Source organism: Novosphingobium sp., assembly GCF_965228995.1.
In the GTDB taxonomy this organism is placed as follows: domain Bacteria; phylum Pseudomonadota; class Alphaproteobacteria; order Sphingomonadales; family Sphingomonadaceae; genus Novosphingobium.
Map to the genome: position 1 here is coordinate 572,435 of NZ_OZ245852.1, position 13,817 is coordinate 586,251.

Below are 13,817 nucleotides of genomic sequence, written 5' to 3' on the forward strand. Positions count from 1 at the left end.
GCTGGCTGTAAATGGAAAAGCCCGCCGCGAAACCGGCGGGCTTTTTTGATGTGCCCGACGATCTCTGGCCGGGAGTTCGCCAGCCTTTAAATCGCATCACCCCGAAGCAGCGCTCCGGGGTGACACGAAAAACATGCAAGTAATGCCGAAAACGACTTCCAGAACAGAACGTTACAGCTTGCGCCCGATCAGTTCCTTCATGATCTCGTTCGTGCCGCCGAAGATGCGCGTCACGCGCGCACCGCGCCAGGCGCGGGCAATCGCATATTCGTTCATGTAGCCGGCACCGCCGTGGAGCTGGAGGCACTTGTCCATGATCTCCCACTGCAGTTCGGTGTGCCACAGCTTGGCGGCCGCACCTTCTTCGGCCGTCAACTCGCGCTTGAGGTGGCGGGCCAAAGCCCAATCGAGGTGCGCCCAGCCCACCTGCAACTTGGACTTGAGGTCCGCCAGCGTGAAGCGCGTGTTCTGGAAATCCAGAATCGGCTTGCCGAACGCCTTGCGCTCACGCGTGAAAGCGACGGTGTCGTCGAACGCCTTCTGTGCCGAAGCCTGCGCGCTGACGGCGATCGAAAGGCGCTCCTGCGGGAGTTCGCTCATCAGGTAGATAAAGCCCTTGCCCTCTTCGCCGAGGCAGTTGGTGATGGGCACGCGCACGTCCTCGAAGAACAGTTCCGAGGTATCCGCTTCGTCCTGCCCGATCTTGTCAAGGTTGCGACCGCGCTTGAAGCCCTCGCGGTCCGCCTCGACCAGCACGATCGAGACGCCCTTCCACGCAGGCTGAATCTCGGTGTCGGTCTTGCAGCACACGAGGATCAGGTCGGCGTTCTGACCATTGGTGATATAGGTCTTCGACCCGTTGATCACGTAATGGTTGCCGTCCTTCTTGGCGCTGGTGCGCATGCCCTGAAGATCGGAGCCAGTGCCGGGCTCGGTCATGGCGATGGCGGTGACCACTTCGCCCGAGACCATCTTGGGCAGCCACTTGCGCTTCTGTTCTTCCGAGCCGTACGAGACAAGGTAGTTCACCACGATGTCGGACTGCAGCGAAAAGCCTGTCGCGACACGGCCGTAGTAGGCGCTCTCTTCATCGACGATGGCGTTGTAGCCGAAATCGAGGCCGAGGCCGCCGTACTCCTCAGGCACAGTCGGGCAGAGCATGCCGAGCTCGCCCGCCTTGGGCCAGATCGCCTTGGGCACGATGCCCGCCTCGGCCCATTCATTGGCATGCGGCGCGATTTCGGTTTCAAGGTAGCGCCGCACCGTCTGGCGGAAAGCCTCGTGGTCCGCGTTATAAGCAGTGCGGGGAATCAGATCGAGCGACATGGCATGCTCTCCGGTTTCAGGTCTCTTATTACCCTGAAAGATAGGCAAACCGCTCCCGTCCGGTCAATCGAAATTAATCGACCGATTAACTAGCCCTTCCGGGCAAGATCAGGGGCCTCAGATCGTTCCGCCGGTCAGCCGCTGGCAAATGAGATCGAGTTGATCGAGCGTCTTGTAGCGAATCGTAACCGCCCCGGTCCGTGGGTCGGCATCAGCCTGGATCGTCACCTTGAGCCCGAGGAATTCCTCGAGATGGGCCTGCACAGCGGCAATATCCGCCGAGCTTGCAGGATCACGCTCGGCCCGCGCACGCCGTGGTGCCGATTCGGGCCGCATCGCGCGCTTTGCTAGCCGCTCGACGTCGCGGACCGAGTGTCCCTTGGCGACCGTCTCACGCGCCAGCGGAACGGGGTCGGGCAGAACCGCCAAAGCACGCGCATGGCCCATCGAAAGCTGCGCACGCTCTACCATGTCGAGCACTTCGCTCGGCAACACCAGCAGCCGCATCAAGTTTGCCACATGGCTGCGCGACTTGTCGACGAAAGTGGCGATCTCCTGCTGCGTCAGCCCGTCCTGTTCGGAAAGGCGTTGATAGGCGCGGGCTTCTTCGATGGGGTTCAGATCTTCACGCTGGAGGTTTTCAATCAACGCCAGCGCGGTCACTTCGCGGTCATCCAGCTGCCGGACGATCGCAGGAATCTCATGGACACGCGCTCGCTGGGCCGCACGCCAGCGCCGCTCGCCTGCAACAAGCTGGTAGCGTCCGCCGCCCATGGGGCGCACCACCACCGGCTGAATTACGCCGCGTGCGGCAATCGAGCGCGCCAGTTCCTCCAGCGCGTCCTCGTCGAAGTGCCTGCGTGGTTGGTCCGGATGCGGCTCGATCGAGGCGACCGAAAGTGAAGCCAGTCCGCTGACAACCTGCTCGCCCGGTGCCGAGACGGAGATCCGCGAAACCGCCTCCTCGCGCCGGGTCTCACCCAGAAGTGCCCCAAGGCCCCGCCCCAGCGCGGGCCGCTTCACTGCCTTGGCGACCGCGCCCGTGTCCGCCTCGCCGCTCATGCTGCTTTCCTCCGCTCCGGCAGACGGCCAATGAGTTCGCGCGCCAGCTTCATGTAGGCCTGCGATCCGGCGCAGGCATGGTCGTAGATCAGTGCCGGAAGCCCGTGGCTCGGCGCTTCGGACAGCCGCACGTTGCGCGGAATAACCGCGTCGAACACAAGGCCATGCAGGCACGAGCGCACATCATCGGCCACCTGATCGGTCAGGCGGTTGCGGCGATCATACATGGTCAGCACGATGCCGAGGATGCCCAGATCCGGATTGAACCGCTCCTGCACCCGCTCCACCGTCTGCAAAAGCTGGCTCAGCCCCTCCAGCGCAAAGAACTCGCACTGCAGGGGCACGAGCAGCGAACTGGCAGCGGTCATCGCATTGAGCGTGAGCAGGCCCAGCGAAGGCGGGCAATCGATAAGGCAGATCTCGTGGCCTGCATCCTCCGCCAAGGCTGCCCGAAGCTTGCCCGTCCGGTCTGTCTCGCTGACCAGCTCCACCTCGGCGCCAGACAAGTCGACCGTTGCCGGAATCAGATCCAGTCCCGGGATCCGCGTCGGAATCATGCACGAGGCGACGCTCGCCTGCTCGATGAGCAGATCATAGGACGACCGCTCGCGTTCGGCTGCGGAGACACCAATCCCGGTTGACGCATTGCCCTGCGGATCGAGATCGATCAGCAAGACCTTCCACCCCGTCGCCGCGAGCGCCGTGGCAATATTGATCGCTGTGGTGGTCTTGCCCACCCCGCCCTTCTGGTTCGCGACGGCTATCGTGATCATCGGCCTGAACCTCGCTTGCGTTTTGCGGTTTTGCCCGTGCGCCCCGCGACAGTGCGCTCCGTATCGGTACGTCCGTGCAGATGGCCAACGATGATGCCAGCCAAGGGATCGGTCAACGATTGTTCCACGTGAAACACATGATTCCAGTTCGTACCGAGCGTTTCCACCTCATGCTGTGCTTTGGCACCCTTCGGCAACAACCACAGCGTCTCGGGTGTGGAAAAACGTGCGGCAGTATCAAGCAGCCGGTCCAACGGCGCAAAAGCACGGGCGGAAACCACCTGCCAAGTCTGGTCCTCGAGATCCTCGACACGCGCCAGTACGACTTGAACATTGGTCAGTCCCATCAGCGCCGTAGCGCGGGCCAACCACTCGGTCCTCAGCCGCCGCGAATCAACCAGCGTGACGGGTCGCTCCGGCTGGAGCGCCGCGATCACCAGACCCGGGAAACCTGCCCCGCTCCCGAGATCAAGCCAGGGCCCATCGGGGACTGTTTCACGTGAAACATGGAGCAGCTGCGCACTGTCTACGATGTGGCGCTGCCAAACGAGATCGAGCGACGGTCGTGAGACCAGGTTCTGCCGCCCATTCTCATCGGCGAGCGCATCAACCAGCAATTCGAGCCGGGCCATGGCCGTGCCATGGCGGGCACTCAGCCAGTCTCGCGATTCCCCCTCACTTGTCAGTCCCATCATGCGGCCGCCCGGCGCCGCGCCGCAACCAACAGGCTTGCCAGCGCCGCTGGTGTAATCCCCGGCACCCGACCCGCCGCCGCCAGTGTATCAGGCCGCGCCTGCTCAAGGCGTTCGACCATCTCGCGCGAAAGACCCGCCACCTCACGATACGGAAAATAGTCGCCCAGCGGCACACCATCACTGGCGCGCAACTGCTTGAGCTCGGCATCTTGCCGCGCAAGATAAGGCGCATAAGCCGCGTCTTCCGCCATTTCCTCGGCGAGATCCGCGCAAGGCATCGCCGCACCCAGCCACGGCGCCAGTGCGGCAAAGTCGACCTCAGGAAAGCGCAACCACTCCATCAACGAGCGGCGCACGCCATCTGCCCGAACCATCACGCCAAGCTCACTGAGCGCGCCCGGCAGCACCTCCTGGGAGAGCGCCGTCTCCGTCCGGGCCCGCGCTTTTTCGCGAGCCCCAAACCAGGCCGCCCGTTCCGCACCAATAGTACCCGCAGCGAGACCAAGCGGCGTCAACCGCGTGGCAGCGTTGTTCGCCCGCAGCCGCAGCCGATACTCCGCCCGTGCCGTCAACATGCGATACGGCTCCGAGACTCCATGAAGCGTGAGGTCGTCGACCATCACGGCCATGTAGCTTGCTGCGCGATCAAGCGGAGGAGCCTGGCGCTCCAGCACAGCCGATGCGGCATGCATGCCGGCGACCAGGCCCTGTGCCGCCGCTTCCTCATAACCGGTCGTCCCGTTGATCTGTCCGGCGCAGTACAGGCCCGGAAGCTCACGCAGCTCCAAACTGCGCCGCAGCGCGCGGGGATCAATATGGTCATACTCTACCGCATAACCTGGCACCAAAATCTCGACAGCCTCGAGCCCCTCCATCGAGCGCATCATCGCAATCTGGACGTCGGTCGGCAGCGAAGTTGAAACGCCATTCGGATAGATCACGTGATCGTCGAGGCCCTCAGGTTCGAGGAACACCTGATGGCCATCGCGATCGCCGAATCGGTGGATCTTGTCCTCGATCGAAGGGCAGTAGCGGGGCCCCTGCGCATCGATCGCGCCGCTGAACAAGGGCGAGCGATCAAGGCCGGCCCGAATAGCATCATGGGTCCGCTCATTGGTGCGGGCGATCGCACAGAACACTTGCGGCTGCGGCCGGGTGCCGGTGAGCGGCGACATGGTCCAATGTTCGGCATCGCTCGGCTGCACGGGCAGGCGCGACCAATCGATGGTCCGGCCATCAAGCCGAGGCGGTGTCCCGGTCTTGAGCCGGGCCATGGGAAGCTTTGCCTCGCGCAACTGCTGCGCTAGCCGGTGCGCGGCGCTTTCCCCGATCCGGCCACCTTCCATCCGCTCTTCGCCGCGGAACAGGCGGCCGCCAAGGAACGTACCGGTGCAAAGCACCACAGACCTTGCCGCCAGCGCCGTTCCATCCGCGAGATCGACACCGCAGACTATCCCGCCAGCCACGCGCAGCGCTGCCGCCTCACCCGCCACGACGGTCAGTCCATCCTGGGCCGCAACCATGCGCTGGATTGCAGCCCGAAACAGGCGCCGGTCCGCCTGCACCCGCGGCCCTTGGACCGCGCTCCCCTTGCTGCGATTGAGCATCCGGTAATGGATCCCGGCCTCGTCAGCAGCGCGGGCGATCAGCCCATCAAAGGCATCGACTTCACGCACGAGGTGCCCCTTGCCGAGACCCCCGATTGCCGGATTACACGACATGGCACCGATCGTGGCGGGATCGAAACTTACCATGGCCGTGCGCGCGCCCATCCGTGCCGCGACCGCCGCCGCCTCGACGCCGGCGTGACCGCCGCCGACCACGATGATGTCGAACTGATGCATGCGAACCGCGATATGCGATTCGCGCTGCGGCGTCAAAGCAGGCAGCGCACTGCCATTAGTGTTTCACGTGAAACATCACTTGCCGATGCAAAACCGCCCGAACAGTGCATCAAGCATGTCCTCGGTTCCAGATCGCCCGATGAGCCGATCAAGCGCCACACGTGCAAGCCGCAGATGCTCCGCCGCAAGCAACGGATCGCTGCAACGTGCAGCCTCTTCTGCCGCGCTGGCAACGTCTGCGATAAGCACGTGCTGCCTGGCATTTAGCGCGACCGCTCCGGGTAGCGGCAACGCAGCACGCGCGTGATTGACCAACCCGGTGCGCAGCGCATCAAGCCCCTCCCCGGTCACAGCAGAAAGCCGGTACTGAGCATGATCTTTTGTCGGCACATCGCTCCGATCACATTGCGCTGCGATCTCCCACACTGTCCGGTCCACGGGTCCTTCGCCCTCTGGTCCAAGCCAAAGCACAAGATCGGCACGCTCTGCCTCAGCCCGGGCACGAGCAACCCCGATCTGCTCGATCGTCCCCGCTCCCTCATCCCGCAATCCGGCGGTATCTACAAACGCAAACGGCACCCCGCCAATCGCCACCGTCCGCACCAGTACATCGCGCGTTGTCCCGGGTTCCGCTGCGGTAATGGCCGCATCGTCGTCAACCAACGCATTGAAGAGCGTTGATTTCCCCGCATTTGGCGGGCCTGCCAGTACAACCCGGAAGCCCTCGCGTAGAGGCTCTGCGCGCGGCCGGGCTAGCCAAGCTTCAAGCTCCTCCCCAAGCGACAGACAGCCTTGGACAAACCCCGGTGGCAAGCCGCCATCATCGGCGATGTCATCGTCGCCCGCGAAGTCGAGCGCGGCCTCGATTGATGCAGCCAGGGCCAGCACCCGGCCGCGCCATTCCGCCACCCGCCGCGACAGCGCCCCACCCGCCATCGCCAGCGCACCGCGCCGCTGCAGTTCAGTTTCTGCAGAGAGCAGATCCGCCAGCCCTTCAGCTTCGGCGAGATCGATGCGGCCATTGGCAAAAGCGCGGCGGGTAAATTCGCCGGCCTCGGCACGGCGCAGTCCCGGTAGTGCACCAAGCGCGGCTTCCACTGCCGCCACCACCGCGCGTCCGCCGTGCAAATGGAGTTCCGCGCAGTCCTCACCGGTCGCGGTAGCGGGCCCAGGCAGCCAAAGTACCAAGGCCTGATCAAGCGCTTCACCCCTGCCATCGCGAAGTGCTGCCAGTACCGCCCGGCGCGGCGACGGCAACCGGCCGGCCAATGCCTCAAGCGCAGTGCCGGCATGCGGCCCGCTCACGCGGATGACGGCAATCGCGGCAGGCGGCGCGCCGGACGAAAGCGCAAATATCGTATCGGTCACCGGCGAAGATCGTTCAGGTCTTGGGCTTCTCGCCGCCCGAGGTGCCAGCCTTGAACCCGGCCATCGCCGCGCCCGCACCTTGCTCGACAAACTGCTGGAACAGCTTCAGGCCCATCTCGCCCATCGGCGCGATCTGCTTGGCAAAGCCCTGAAGCTGGTCGACGCTGTTCATGCCCTGCATTGCCTTGGCAATTGCATCGACATAGACGTCGTTGGCCCGCGTCACATCCGGCAATCCCAGAAAGCGGCGCGCCTCTTCAGGCGTGCATTCCACCTCGACGTTGACTTTCATGGACGCACCTTTCGCTCAACCCGCAGCAACACTGTCATGTGCTCTTGGCAAAGTCCATGGACAGCGCCAATCAGGGCCTCGACGAACAACCTTCCGGAAAGGATCAGCATCATGGGCGAGAAGACGACGATCCCCACCCTTGGCGGCGACAACGAAATTTCTGTCTACATCGCCACGCCCGAGGAACAGACCGAAGCCGCCATCATCGTCATTCCGGAAATCTTCGGCGTGAACGCGGGCATCCGCAAGAAGTGCGATGATTGGGCTGCGCTTGGCTATGTCGCGCTGGCGCCCGATATCTTCTGGCGCTTTGCCCCCGGCGCAGAACTCGATCCCGATGTGCCCGAGCAGTTCCAGCAGGCACTCGGCTATTTCGGCCAATATAGCCCCGATCTTGGCGTGCAGGATATCGAGGCGGCAATCCGTTGGCTGCGCCATGAGCAAGCGGTGGACAAGGTCGGGCTGGTCGGCTTCTGCCTCGGCGGGCGCATGGCCTACATGGCTGCTGCACGCACCGACATCGATGCATCGGTCGGCTACTACGGCGTAATGATCGATCAGATGCTGAACGAGTCGCACGCGATCGCCAATCCGCTCATGCTCCATATCCCGACGGCCGACCACTTCGTCGGGCCCGAAGCGCAGGCCGCAATCCATGGCGCGCTCGATGCGCATCCCAAGGTCGTGCTGCACGACTATGTCGGGTTGGATCACGGGTTCGCGGCCGAAATGGGTTCACGCCGGGATGAAGCGGGCGCGCAGCTGGCGGATGAACGCACCCGCGATTTCTTCAAGGCGCACTTGACCTGAATTCCTGATCAGGCCGCGCTGCCAGATTTGCAGTCCACGCCCTTTGCGCAGCGAGCCCTCCTGCGATCAAGGCCTGTGGCGAAACGGTTGTCTTGTCATCAGGGTTAGCGCAAACCTGCGCTGGATCAATGGCGGGTCCGCGCGGGCGTGCCACAAGGCCGCGACACGACAAGGAGAGAGACCTCATGCATACCGGCCTCGCCGCCTGGCACCGCTACATGCAGACTGGCGACACCGCACTGCTGGCCGAGCTGATCGCACCCGAGGCGGTGTTTCATTCGCCGGTGGTGCACACCCCGCAGGCAGGGCATGCCAAAGTCCTGATGTACCTCACCGCCGCCGGACAGGTGTTCGCCGATACCGGTTTCACCTATGTCCGCGAACTCGTTGACGGTCCTGAGGCCCTCCTCGAATTCACCGCGACGGTCGATGGCATCCAAATCAACGGCATCGATCTGATCCGCTTCGACCTCGAAGGAAAGATCATCGATTTCAAGGTGATGGTGCGGCCGCTCAAAGCCATGAACAAGCTGTGGGAGATGATGGCAGCGGCGCTACAGAATAGCTGAGCGCCGCCCGTCAGCCCGCCACAGCGTCGGGGTGAAGGTTGTAATCACCACGACCTTGAGGATTCGCCGGTATCGCCAGGAGCGCGAGCGGAACATCAAGCAGTGTCACGGCTGGCAAGCCTCCGCCGAGAACGAACGGCAACATGATCGCCGCATGAAGGCCTGCCCAAAGCCCGCAGAATCTGAGCACTGCCCGGCGTAGTCCATTCGAGAAGCCCCACTCCTCGGCATCGAGCACTTCGATGAGCAACGCACTTGCCGAATAGTGGGCATCGGCGGGAATCCAGAGTGAATGCCCGCCGAGAGCCAATGAATTGACGGAAACCGATGCATGCGCCGAGCCACCGACGCAAACCGGAATGCCATGATCTTCAAGCATCGACGCCAAAACGAGTGCTTCCGGCCGGGAGACAAGCACGGCCAGCCGGATCATCGCATCAGGCGCGTCGGCGCCTTCGATCACTGATTCATCGTGGCGAAGAAGTCCTCGTTCGTCTTGGAGTTCTTCATCTTGTCGAGCAGGAATTCCATCGCATCGATGGTGCCCATCTGCATGAGGATGCGGCGCAGCACCCACATCTTGCTGAGCTGATCCTGCGGCACGAGCAGCTCTTCCTTGCGGGTGCCGCTCTTGCCCACGTCGAGCGCCGGGAAGATGCGCTTGTCCGCAACCTTGCGGTCAAGCACGATTTCCGAGTTGCCGGTGCCCTTGAACTCTTCGAAAATCACTTCGTCCATGCGGCTGCCGGTGTCGATCAGCGCGGTGGCGATGATCGAGAGTGAGCCGCCTTCCTCGATGTTGCGCGCCGCGCCGAAGAAGCGCTTCGGCCGCTGCAGCGCATTGGCGTCAACACCGCCGGTCAGCACCTTGCCCGAGCTTGGCACCACGGTGTTGTAGGCACGACCGAGGCGAGTGATCGAATCGAGCAGGATCACGACATCGCGCTTGTGCTCGACGAGGCGCTTGGCCTTCTCGATCACCATTTCGGCAACCTGCACATGGCGGCTGGCGGGCTCGTCGAAGGTCGAGGAAATGACCTCGCCCTTCACGCTGCGCTGCATGTCGGTGACTTCTTCGGGGCGTTCATCGACCAGCAGCACGAGCAGGAACACTTCAGGGTGATTGTCGGTGATCGCCTTGGCCATATTCTGCAGCAGCACGGTCTTGCCGGTGCGCGGCGGGGCGACGATCAGCGCGCGCTGGCCTTTGCCCTGCGGGCTCACGAGGTCGATCACGCGCGCCGACTTGTCCTTGACCGTCGGGTCCAGCGTATCAAGCCGCAGGCGTTCGTTCGGGTAAAGCGGTGTCAGGTTGTCGAAATTGACACGGTGGCGCACGGCATCCGGCTCATCAAAGTTGACCTTGATGAGGCGCGTGATGGCGAAATAGCGCTCGCCGTCCTTGGGTGCGCGGATTTCGCCTTCAACCGTATCGCCGGTGCGCAGGCCCCATTTGCGGACCTGGTTGGGCGAGACATAAATGTCATCGGGCCCGGCCAGATAGTTCGCTTCGGGGCTGCGCAGGAAGCCGAAGCCATCGGGCAGCACTTCGATCGTGCCGATCCCGAGGATTTCCTCACCGTCTTCCGCCACTTCCTTGAGAATGGCGAACATGAGATCCTGCCGCCGAAGCGTGCTTGCGCCCTCTACATCGAGTTCCTCGGCCATCTGGACGAGTTCGGCGGGCGTCTTCTTCTTGAGTTCCTTGAGATGCATCTTTTCATTATCCGAGTAAGGGCAATCGCGCGCGCCGGAGGGTCGTTGGGCTTGGGGAAAGCGGACCAATGGGGGCAGGGCATGAAAGCGCTGCCAAACCGGAATGCACCAGCGCGTTTAGGCCCCGCCGCGGTATGCGTCAATCAAAGAACAGCCAGCCTGGAACAGCCTGATCAGAACGGCTTGACGATTACCAGCATCACGATCAGCGCCGCAGTCACCCCGGGAATCTCGTTGAGCAAGCGCAACTGCCGCCCGGTCAGTTGCCGCTCCCCGCGCGCCAGCTTGGCGGCATAACTTGCCAACCACATGTGATACGCGCTCAGGACCAGCACCAGCGCCAGCTTCGCGTGGAACCAGCCTTGCGTGAACCACTCTCCGCTCACCGCCAGCGCGAGGCCGAATCCCCAAACCGCGAACAAGGATGGCCACATGATGATTTTCATCAGCTTGCGCTCGCGGTCGATCCAGATCGCGTTCTCGGGCGAACCTTCCGGCGCTTCCTGATGGTAGACGAAAAAACGCGGCAGCATGAACAGCCCCGCCATCCAGAAGATCACGAAAATGACATGGCCTGCCTTGAGCCAAAGATAGAGCATCGCAAGTACCTGCAGCATGACGCGAATGTAGCGGATTCCTGTCCCATCCGTAAGGGACAGAACGAGAAAGTGCCCTCGTGGCGCGGCAACCGCGCGTGGTCAAGCGCAGGCTTGCCGGAACGACCTTGGCGCGAAGGGCTTGCAGGCATCGGTGCATCGGCATACCGCGCAGGCCCATGACCCGCTTGCGCCAGTCTGTGTTCCGGCATCGCCATATGGCGATACTTGTGCTCGTGCTGGCCTTTGCGCTGAGGGCGCTGATCCCGCAGGGCATGATGACCGCGCCCGATGCGGCGCGCGGCATCACCGTCCTGCTCTGCGACGGTTCGGGTGCGGCTGCGCGGCTCGCCGTGCCCATTGGCGAGAAACCGGGCAAGACCCATGCGGCCCAAATCTGCCCCTTTGCCGTCCTTGCACAGACCGGAGCCGCCGGCACCCCCGGGGGCTGGACAATCGCGCCGCGCATGCAGCCAGCCCTGCCGCAGCAGGGCTCACCTGAAACCGTCGAGCCCGCGAAAACCTACCACGCACATCCACCAGCAAGAGCACCACCCGTCGCGGCTTGAGCTTTCTTATCCGATGTTCGTCGCGCGCCCCGTGCGCCGGCGCCCTGCTCTATCGATGGATCTTTCTATGCGTGCTCTATCCGTTGCGGCGCTCATCGCCGCGTTCATGCCTATCCCCGCTTTTGCCTGCGCCAGCTGCGGCTGCACTTTCACCTCGGACTGGCTTTCGCAAGGTCTGGTGACCCAACCGGGCCAGGCCGTGACCATCCGTTACGACTTTATTCCCCAGTCACGCCTGCAATCTGGCACCGATCCGATCGACTTCAAGACCATCGCGCTCCCGCCCGAACGCGAGATCGAACGCAGCACTGACAACCACTACCTGACCCTCGCCTACGACCGTCAGTTCGCGAGCGACTGGGGCATCAACGTCGCGCTACCGATCATCTGGCGGCCGCACCGGACCATCGCCGAGGGTACCACCGAGGAAACACGTTCGAACGGCAAGGGCATCGGTGATATGCGCTTGCAAGTGCGCTGGCAGGGCCTTTCACGCCCCGGAAGTGTTACCGGCCTGCAAGTTGGGCTGGTCCTGCCGACTGGCCCGTTTCATCGCACCTTCAGCAGCGGACCCGGTGCAGGCGAGACGATCGATCGCGGTCTCCAGCCAGGCACTGGCACCGTGCAGGCGCTGCTTGGCGCCTATCACTACCGGCGTCTTGGCAGCGAGGTTGCACTCATCGTGCAGGGCCAGATCACCGTTCCGCTGGCCAAGCGCGAAGGCTTCCGGCCGGGCGCGGTTGGCGAAGCGTCACTCTCGCTGCAATACCTTGATCTCAAGCTCGGCTCGACCCGGGGCCGCCTGATCCCCGAAATCCAGATCAACACCCGCATTTCCGGGCACGAGCGCGGGTTGGCGTCGGATCAGGAAAACAGCGGCGGCGAACAGGTCTACATCGCCCCCGGCCTCAATGCGAAACTCACGCCCACGCTGTCGCTCTACGCCAATGTGCAACTGCCACTTTACCAGCGCGTCAGCGGCTACCAGCTGGTGCCGCGCGTGATCGGCTCCACCGGGGTGCAGGTTCGGTTCTGACTCTTAGCGCTCCCAAGCCCGCACGACTTCGAGCAGCCGCTCGACGTGCGGGATGGGAGTGAACTGGCCGATGCCATGGCCCAGATTGAACACATGCGGCCGGTCGGCAAACACGTCCAGCACGCGTCGCGCGCCGTCTTCGAGGGCAGGCCCGCCAGCCAGCAGCAGCAGCGGATCGAGATTGCCCTGCACCGGCAGCCCGGCGGGGAGAGTCTTTGCGGCCCAGACCGGGTCGATTGTCTCGTCCACACCGATGGCATCCACGCCAGTGCCCTCGGCGTAAGCCGCAAGTTTCTCGCCCGCGCCTTTGGGGAAACCGATGATCGGAACTTCGGGGTGCAACTTGTGCATCGTCTCGGTGATCCGCGCATTGGGTGCAATCACCCAGCGTTCGAATTCGGCGGGGGCGAGGCTGCCGGCCCAGCTGTCGAACAGCTGCAAGCCTTCGGCGCCAGCCTTCACTTGTCCGCTGAGATATTCGATGGTCACATCAACGATCGCGTCGATGATCGCCTGGAAGGCACCCGGATCGCGGTAGGCGAGCGCGCGCGTCTCATGCTGGTCGCGGCTGCCTTCGCCCGCCACCATGTAAGTCGCGATGGTCCAGGGGCTGCCTGCAAAGCCCAGCATGGTCGCCTCAGGCGGCAAAGCGGCGCTGACCAGGCCCACAGTGTCATAGATCGGCGAAAGGCGTTCAGGCACGCTCCTGAGCGTCTCCAGACCCACATCGAGCAGGCGTGGGGAAAGCGCAGGGCCTTCGCCGGCGAGAAACTGGAGATCCTGGCCCATCGCGTAGGGCACGATCAGGATATCCGAGAAGAGGATCGCCCCATCAAAGCCGAAACGGCGCAGCGGCTGCAGCGTGATCTCTGCAGCAGCCTCGGAATCGTAGACCAGCGCAAGGAAACCACCCTTTTCGGCCCGCAGTTCGCGATATTCGGGAAGGTAGCGCCCCGCCTGGCGCATCAGCCAGATCGGACGGCGGGAAAGATTGGCTCCCTTGAGGGTGGCGAGAAGCGGCTTTTCGGCAGGGCTAGACATCAGTGCGTCGGTCCAAATCAAATCTATAGATTCTTTTGAATCAGATTGAGGTAGTTAGTTGGCCCTGTGGAAAGCGGGGACGACACGCATCTGCCCGAATTGTCCCGCTGTCTCCACAAA

General features: G+C 63.3%; 15 protein-coding genes. 4 read left to right on the forward strand and 11 right to left on the reverse strand.

The window, feature by feature from the left end; genetic code table 11:
* Positions 1-171 precede the first annotated feature (171 nt).
* From ACO056_RS02550 to ACO056_RS02580, 7 genes are all read right to left on the reverse strand, one after another.
* Positions 172-1,326, reverse strand: a complete 1,155-nt coding sequence (locus ACO056_RS02550) for an acyl-CoA dehydrogenase family protein (RefSeq protein ID WP_421851361.1) — start codon at positions 1,324-1,326, stop codon at positions 172-174.
* A gap of 117 nt (positions 1,327-1,443) precedes the next feature.
* Positions 1,444-2,388, reverse strand: a complete 945-nt coding sequence (locus ACO056_RS02555) for a ParB/RepB/Spo0J family partition protein (RefSeq protein WP_421851364.1) — start codon at positions 2,386-2,388, stop codon at positions 1,444-1,446.
* A complete protein-coding gene (locus tag ACO056_RS02560; RefSeq protein WP_421851367.1) occupies positions 2,385-3,161 on the reverse strand; it encodes a ParA family protein in 777 nt (258 codons plus the stop codon). The genes ACO056_RS02555 and ACO056_RS02560 overlap by 4 nt, the downstream gene beginning before the upstream one ends.
* Positions 3,158-3,793, reverse strand: coding sequence for a 16S rRNA (guanine(527)-N(7))-methyltransferase RsmG (gene rsmG / locus ACO056_RS02565; protein WP_421851370.1), 636 nt, complete (start codon positions 3,791-3,793; stop codon positions 3,158-3,160). The genes ACO056_RS02560 and rsmG overlap by 4 nt, the downstream gene beginning before the upstream one ends.
* 59 nt (positions 3,794-3,852) lie before the next feature.
* The gene (gene mnmG, locus ACO056_RS02570) at positions 3,853-5,700 is read right to left on the reverse strand and encodes a tRNA uridine-5-carboxymethylaminomethyl(34) synthesis enzyme MnmG (protein WP_421851374.1); all 1,848 of its coding nucleotides are present in this window, start codon (positions 5,698-5,700) and stop codon (positions 3,853-3,855) included.
* A 75-nt stretch (positions 5,701-5,775) separates the two neighbouring features.
* Positions 5,776-7,068: a tRNA uridine-5-carboxymethylaminomethyl(34) synthesis GTPase MnmE gene (gene mnmE / locus ACO056_RS02575; protein WP_421851378.1), complete on the reverse strand. Its 1,293-nt coding sequence runs from the start codon at positions 7,066-7,068 to the stop codon at positions 5,776-5,778.
* Between the two features lie 13 nt (positions 7,069-7,081).
* The gene (locus ACO056_RS02580; RefSeq protein WP_421851381.1) at positions 7,082-7,360 is read right to left on the reverse strand and encodes a DUF6489 family protein; all 279 of its coding nucleotides are present in this window, start codon (positions 7,358-7,360) and stop codon (positions 7,082-7,084) included.
* A 111-nt stretch (positions 7,361-7,471) separates the two neighbouring features.
* Between ACO056_RS02580 and ACO056_RS02585 the strand changes: the two genes are divergently transcribed.
* On the forward strand, positions 7,472-8,170 hold the full coding sequence (locus ACO056_RS02585) for a dienelactone hydrolase family protein (protein ID WP_421851384.1): 699 nt from the start codon (positions 7,472-7,474) through the stop codon (positions 8,168-8,170).
* A gap of 185 nt (positions 8,171-8,355) precedes the next feature.
* Complete coding sequence (locus tag ACO056_RS02590) at positions 8,356-8,739, forward strand: nuclear transport factor 2 family protein (protein WP_421851387.1); 384 nt, start codon at positions 8,356-8,358, stop codon at positions 8,737-8,739.
* Positions 8,740-8,749: 10 nt separating this feature from the next.
* On the opposite strand, the gene ACO056_RS02595 is transcribed toward ACO056_RS02590, so the two are convergent.
* From ACO056_RS02595 to ACO056_RS02605, 3 genes are all read right to left on the reverse strand, one after another.
* The gene (locus ACO056_RS02595; protein WP_421851389.1) at positions 8,750-9,202 is read right to left on the reverse strand and encodes a hypothetical protein; all 453 of its coding nucleotides are present in this window, start codon (positions 9,200-9,202) and stop codon (positions 8,750-8,752) included.
* Positions 9,199-10,455 (reverse strand): transcription termination factor Rho, encoded by a 1,257-nt coding sequence (gene rho, locus ACO056_RS02600; protein WP_292939583.1) that lies wholly within the window; start codon positions 10,453-10,455, stop codon positions 9,199-9,201. The genes ACO056_RS02595 and rho overlap by 4 nt, the downstream gene beginning before the upstream one ends.
* Before the next feature lie 173 nt (positions 10,456-10,628).
* Positions 10,629-11,072, reverse strand: a complete 444-nt coding sequence (locus tag ACO056_RS02605; protein ID WP_421851392.1) for a CopD family protein — start codon at positions 11,070-11,072, stop codon at positions 10,629-10,631.
* 197 nt (positions 11,073-11,269) lie between these two features.
* On the opposite strand from ACO056_RS02605, the gene ACO056_RS02610 reads away from it, so the two are divergent.
* Together ACO056_RS02610 and ACO056_RS02615 are read left to right on the forward strand one after the other, a co-directional pair.
* Positions 11,270-11,620 carry a hypothetical protein gene (locus ACO056_RS02610; protein WP_421851395.1) on the forward strand — a complete coding sequence of 117 codons (351 nt, stop codon included), beginning with the start codon at positions 11,270-11,272 and terminating at the stop codon, positions 11,618-11,620.
* 67 nt (positions 11,621-11,687) lie between these two features.
* Positions 11,688-12,656: a hypothetical protein gene (locus ACO056_RS02615; RefSeq protein ID WP_421851397.1), complete on the forward strand. Its 969-nt coding sequence runs from the start codon at positions 11,688-11,690 to the stop codon at positions 12,654-12,656.
* 3 nt (positions 12,657-12,659) lie between these two features.
* On the opposite strand, the gene hemE is transcribed toward ACO056_RS02615, so the two are convergent.
* Entirely contained in the window at positions 12,660-13,697 is a 1,038-nt protein-coding gene (hemE, locus tag ACO056_RS02620) for a uroporphyrinogen decarboxylase (protein ID WP_421851399.1), read from the reverse strand.
* Positions 13,698-13,817: the final 120 nt, after the last annotated feature.

What these genes read in the sequence shown, in the direction of transcription:
- rho (WP_292939583.1), bottom strand. Translation starts at nt 10,455, where the DNA reads ATGCATCTCAAGGAACTCAAGAAGAAGACGCCCGCCGAACTCGTCCAG.
- ACO056_RS02610 (WP_421851395.1), top strand. Translation starts at nt 11,270, where the DNA reads ATGGCGATACTTGTGCTCGTGCTGGCCTTTGCGCTGAGGGCGCTGATC.
- ACO056_RS02615 (WP_421851397.1), top strand. Translation starts at nt 11,688, where the DNA reads ATGCGTGCTCTATCCGTTGCGGCGCTCATCGCCGCGTTCATGCCTATC.
- mnmG (WP_421851374.1), bottom strand. Translation starts at nt 5,700, where the DNA reads ATGCATCAGTTCGACATCATCGTGGTCGGCGGCGGTCACGCCGGCGTC.
- hemE (WP_421851399.1), bottom strand. Translation starts at nt 13,697, where the DNA reads ATGTCTAGCCCTGCCGAAAAGCCGCTTCTCGCCACCCTCAAGGGAGCC.
- ACO056_RS02580 (WP_421851381.1), bottom strand. Translation starts at nt 7,360, where the DNA reads ATGAAAGTCAACGTCGAGGTGGAATGCACGCCTGAAGAGGCGCGCCGC.
- rsmG (WP_421851370.1), bottom strand. Translation starts at nt 3,793, where the DNA reads ATGGCCCGGCTCGAATTGCTGGTTGATGCGCTCGCCGATGAGAATGGG.
- ACO056_RS02560 (WP_421851367.1), bottom strand. Translation starts at nt 3,161, where the DNA reads ATGATCACGATAGCCGTCGCGAACCAGAAGGGCGGGGTGGGCAAGACC.
- ACO056_RS02585 (WP_421851384.1), top strand. Translation starts at nt 7,472, where the DNA reads ATGGGCGAGAAGACGACGATCCCCACCCTTGGCGGCGACAACGAAATT.
- ACO056_RS02555 (WP_421851364.1), bottom strand. Translation starts at nt 2,388, where the DNA reads ATGAGCGGCGAGGCGGACACGGGCGCGGTCGCCAAGGCAGTGAAGCGG.
- ACO056_RS02550 (WP_421851361.1), bottom strand. Translation starts at nt 1,326, where the DNA reads ATGTCGCTCGATCTGATTCCCCGCACTGCTTATAACGCGGACCACGAG.
- ACO056_RS02590 (WP_421851387.1), top strand. Translation starts at nt 8,356, where the DNA reads ATGCATACCGGCCTCGCCGCCTGGCACCGCTACATGCAGACTGGCGAC.
- ACO056_RS02605 (WP_421851392.1), bottom strand. Translation starts at nt 11,072, where the DNA reads ATGCTGCAGGTACTTGCGATGCTCTATCTTTGGCTCAAGGCAGGCCAT.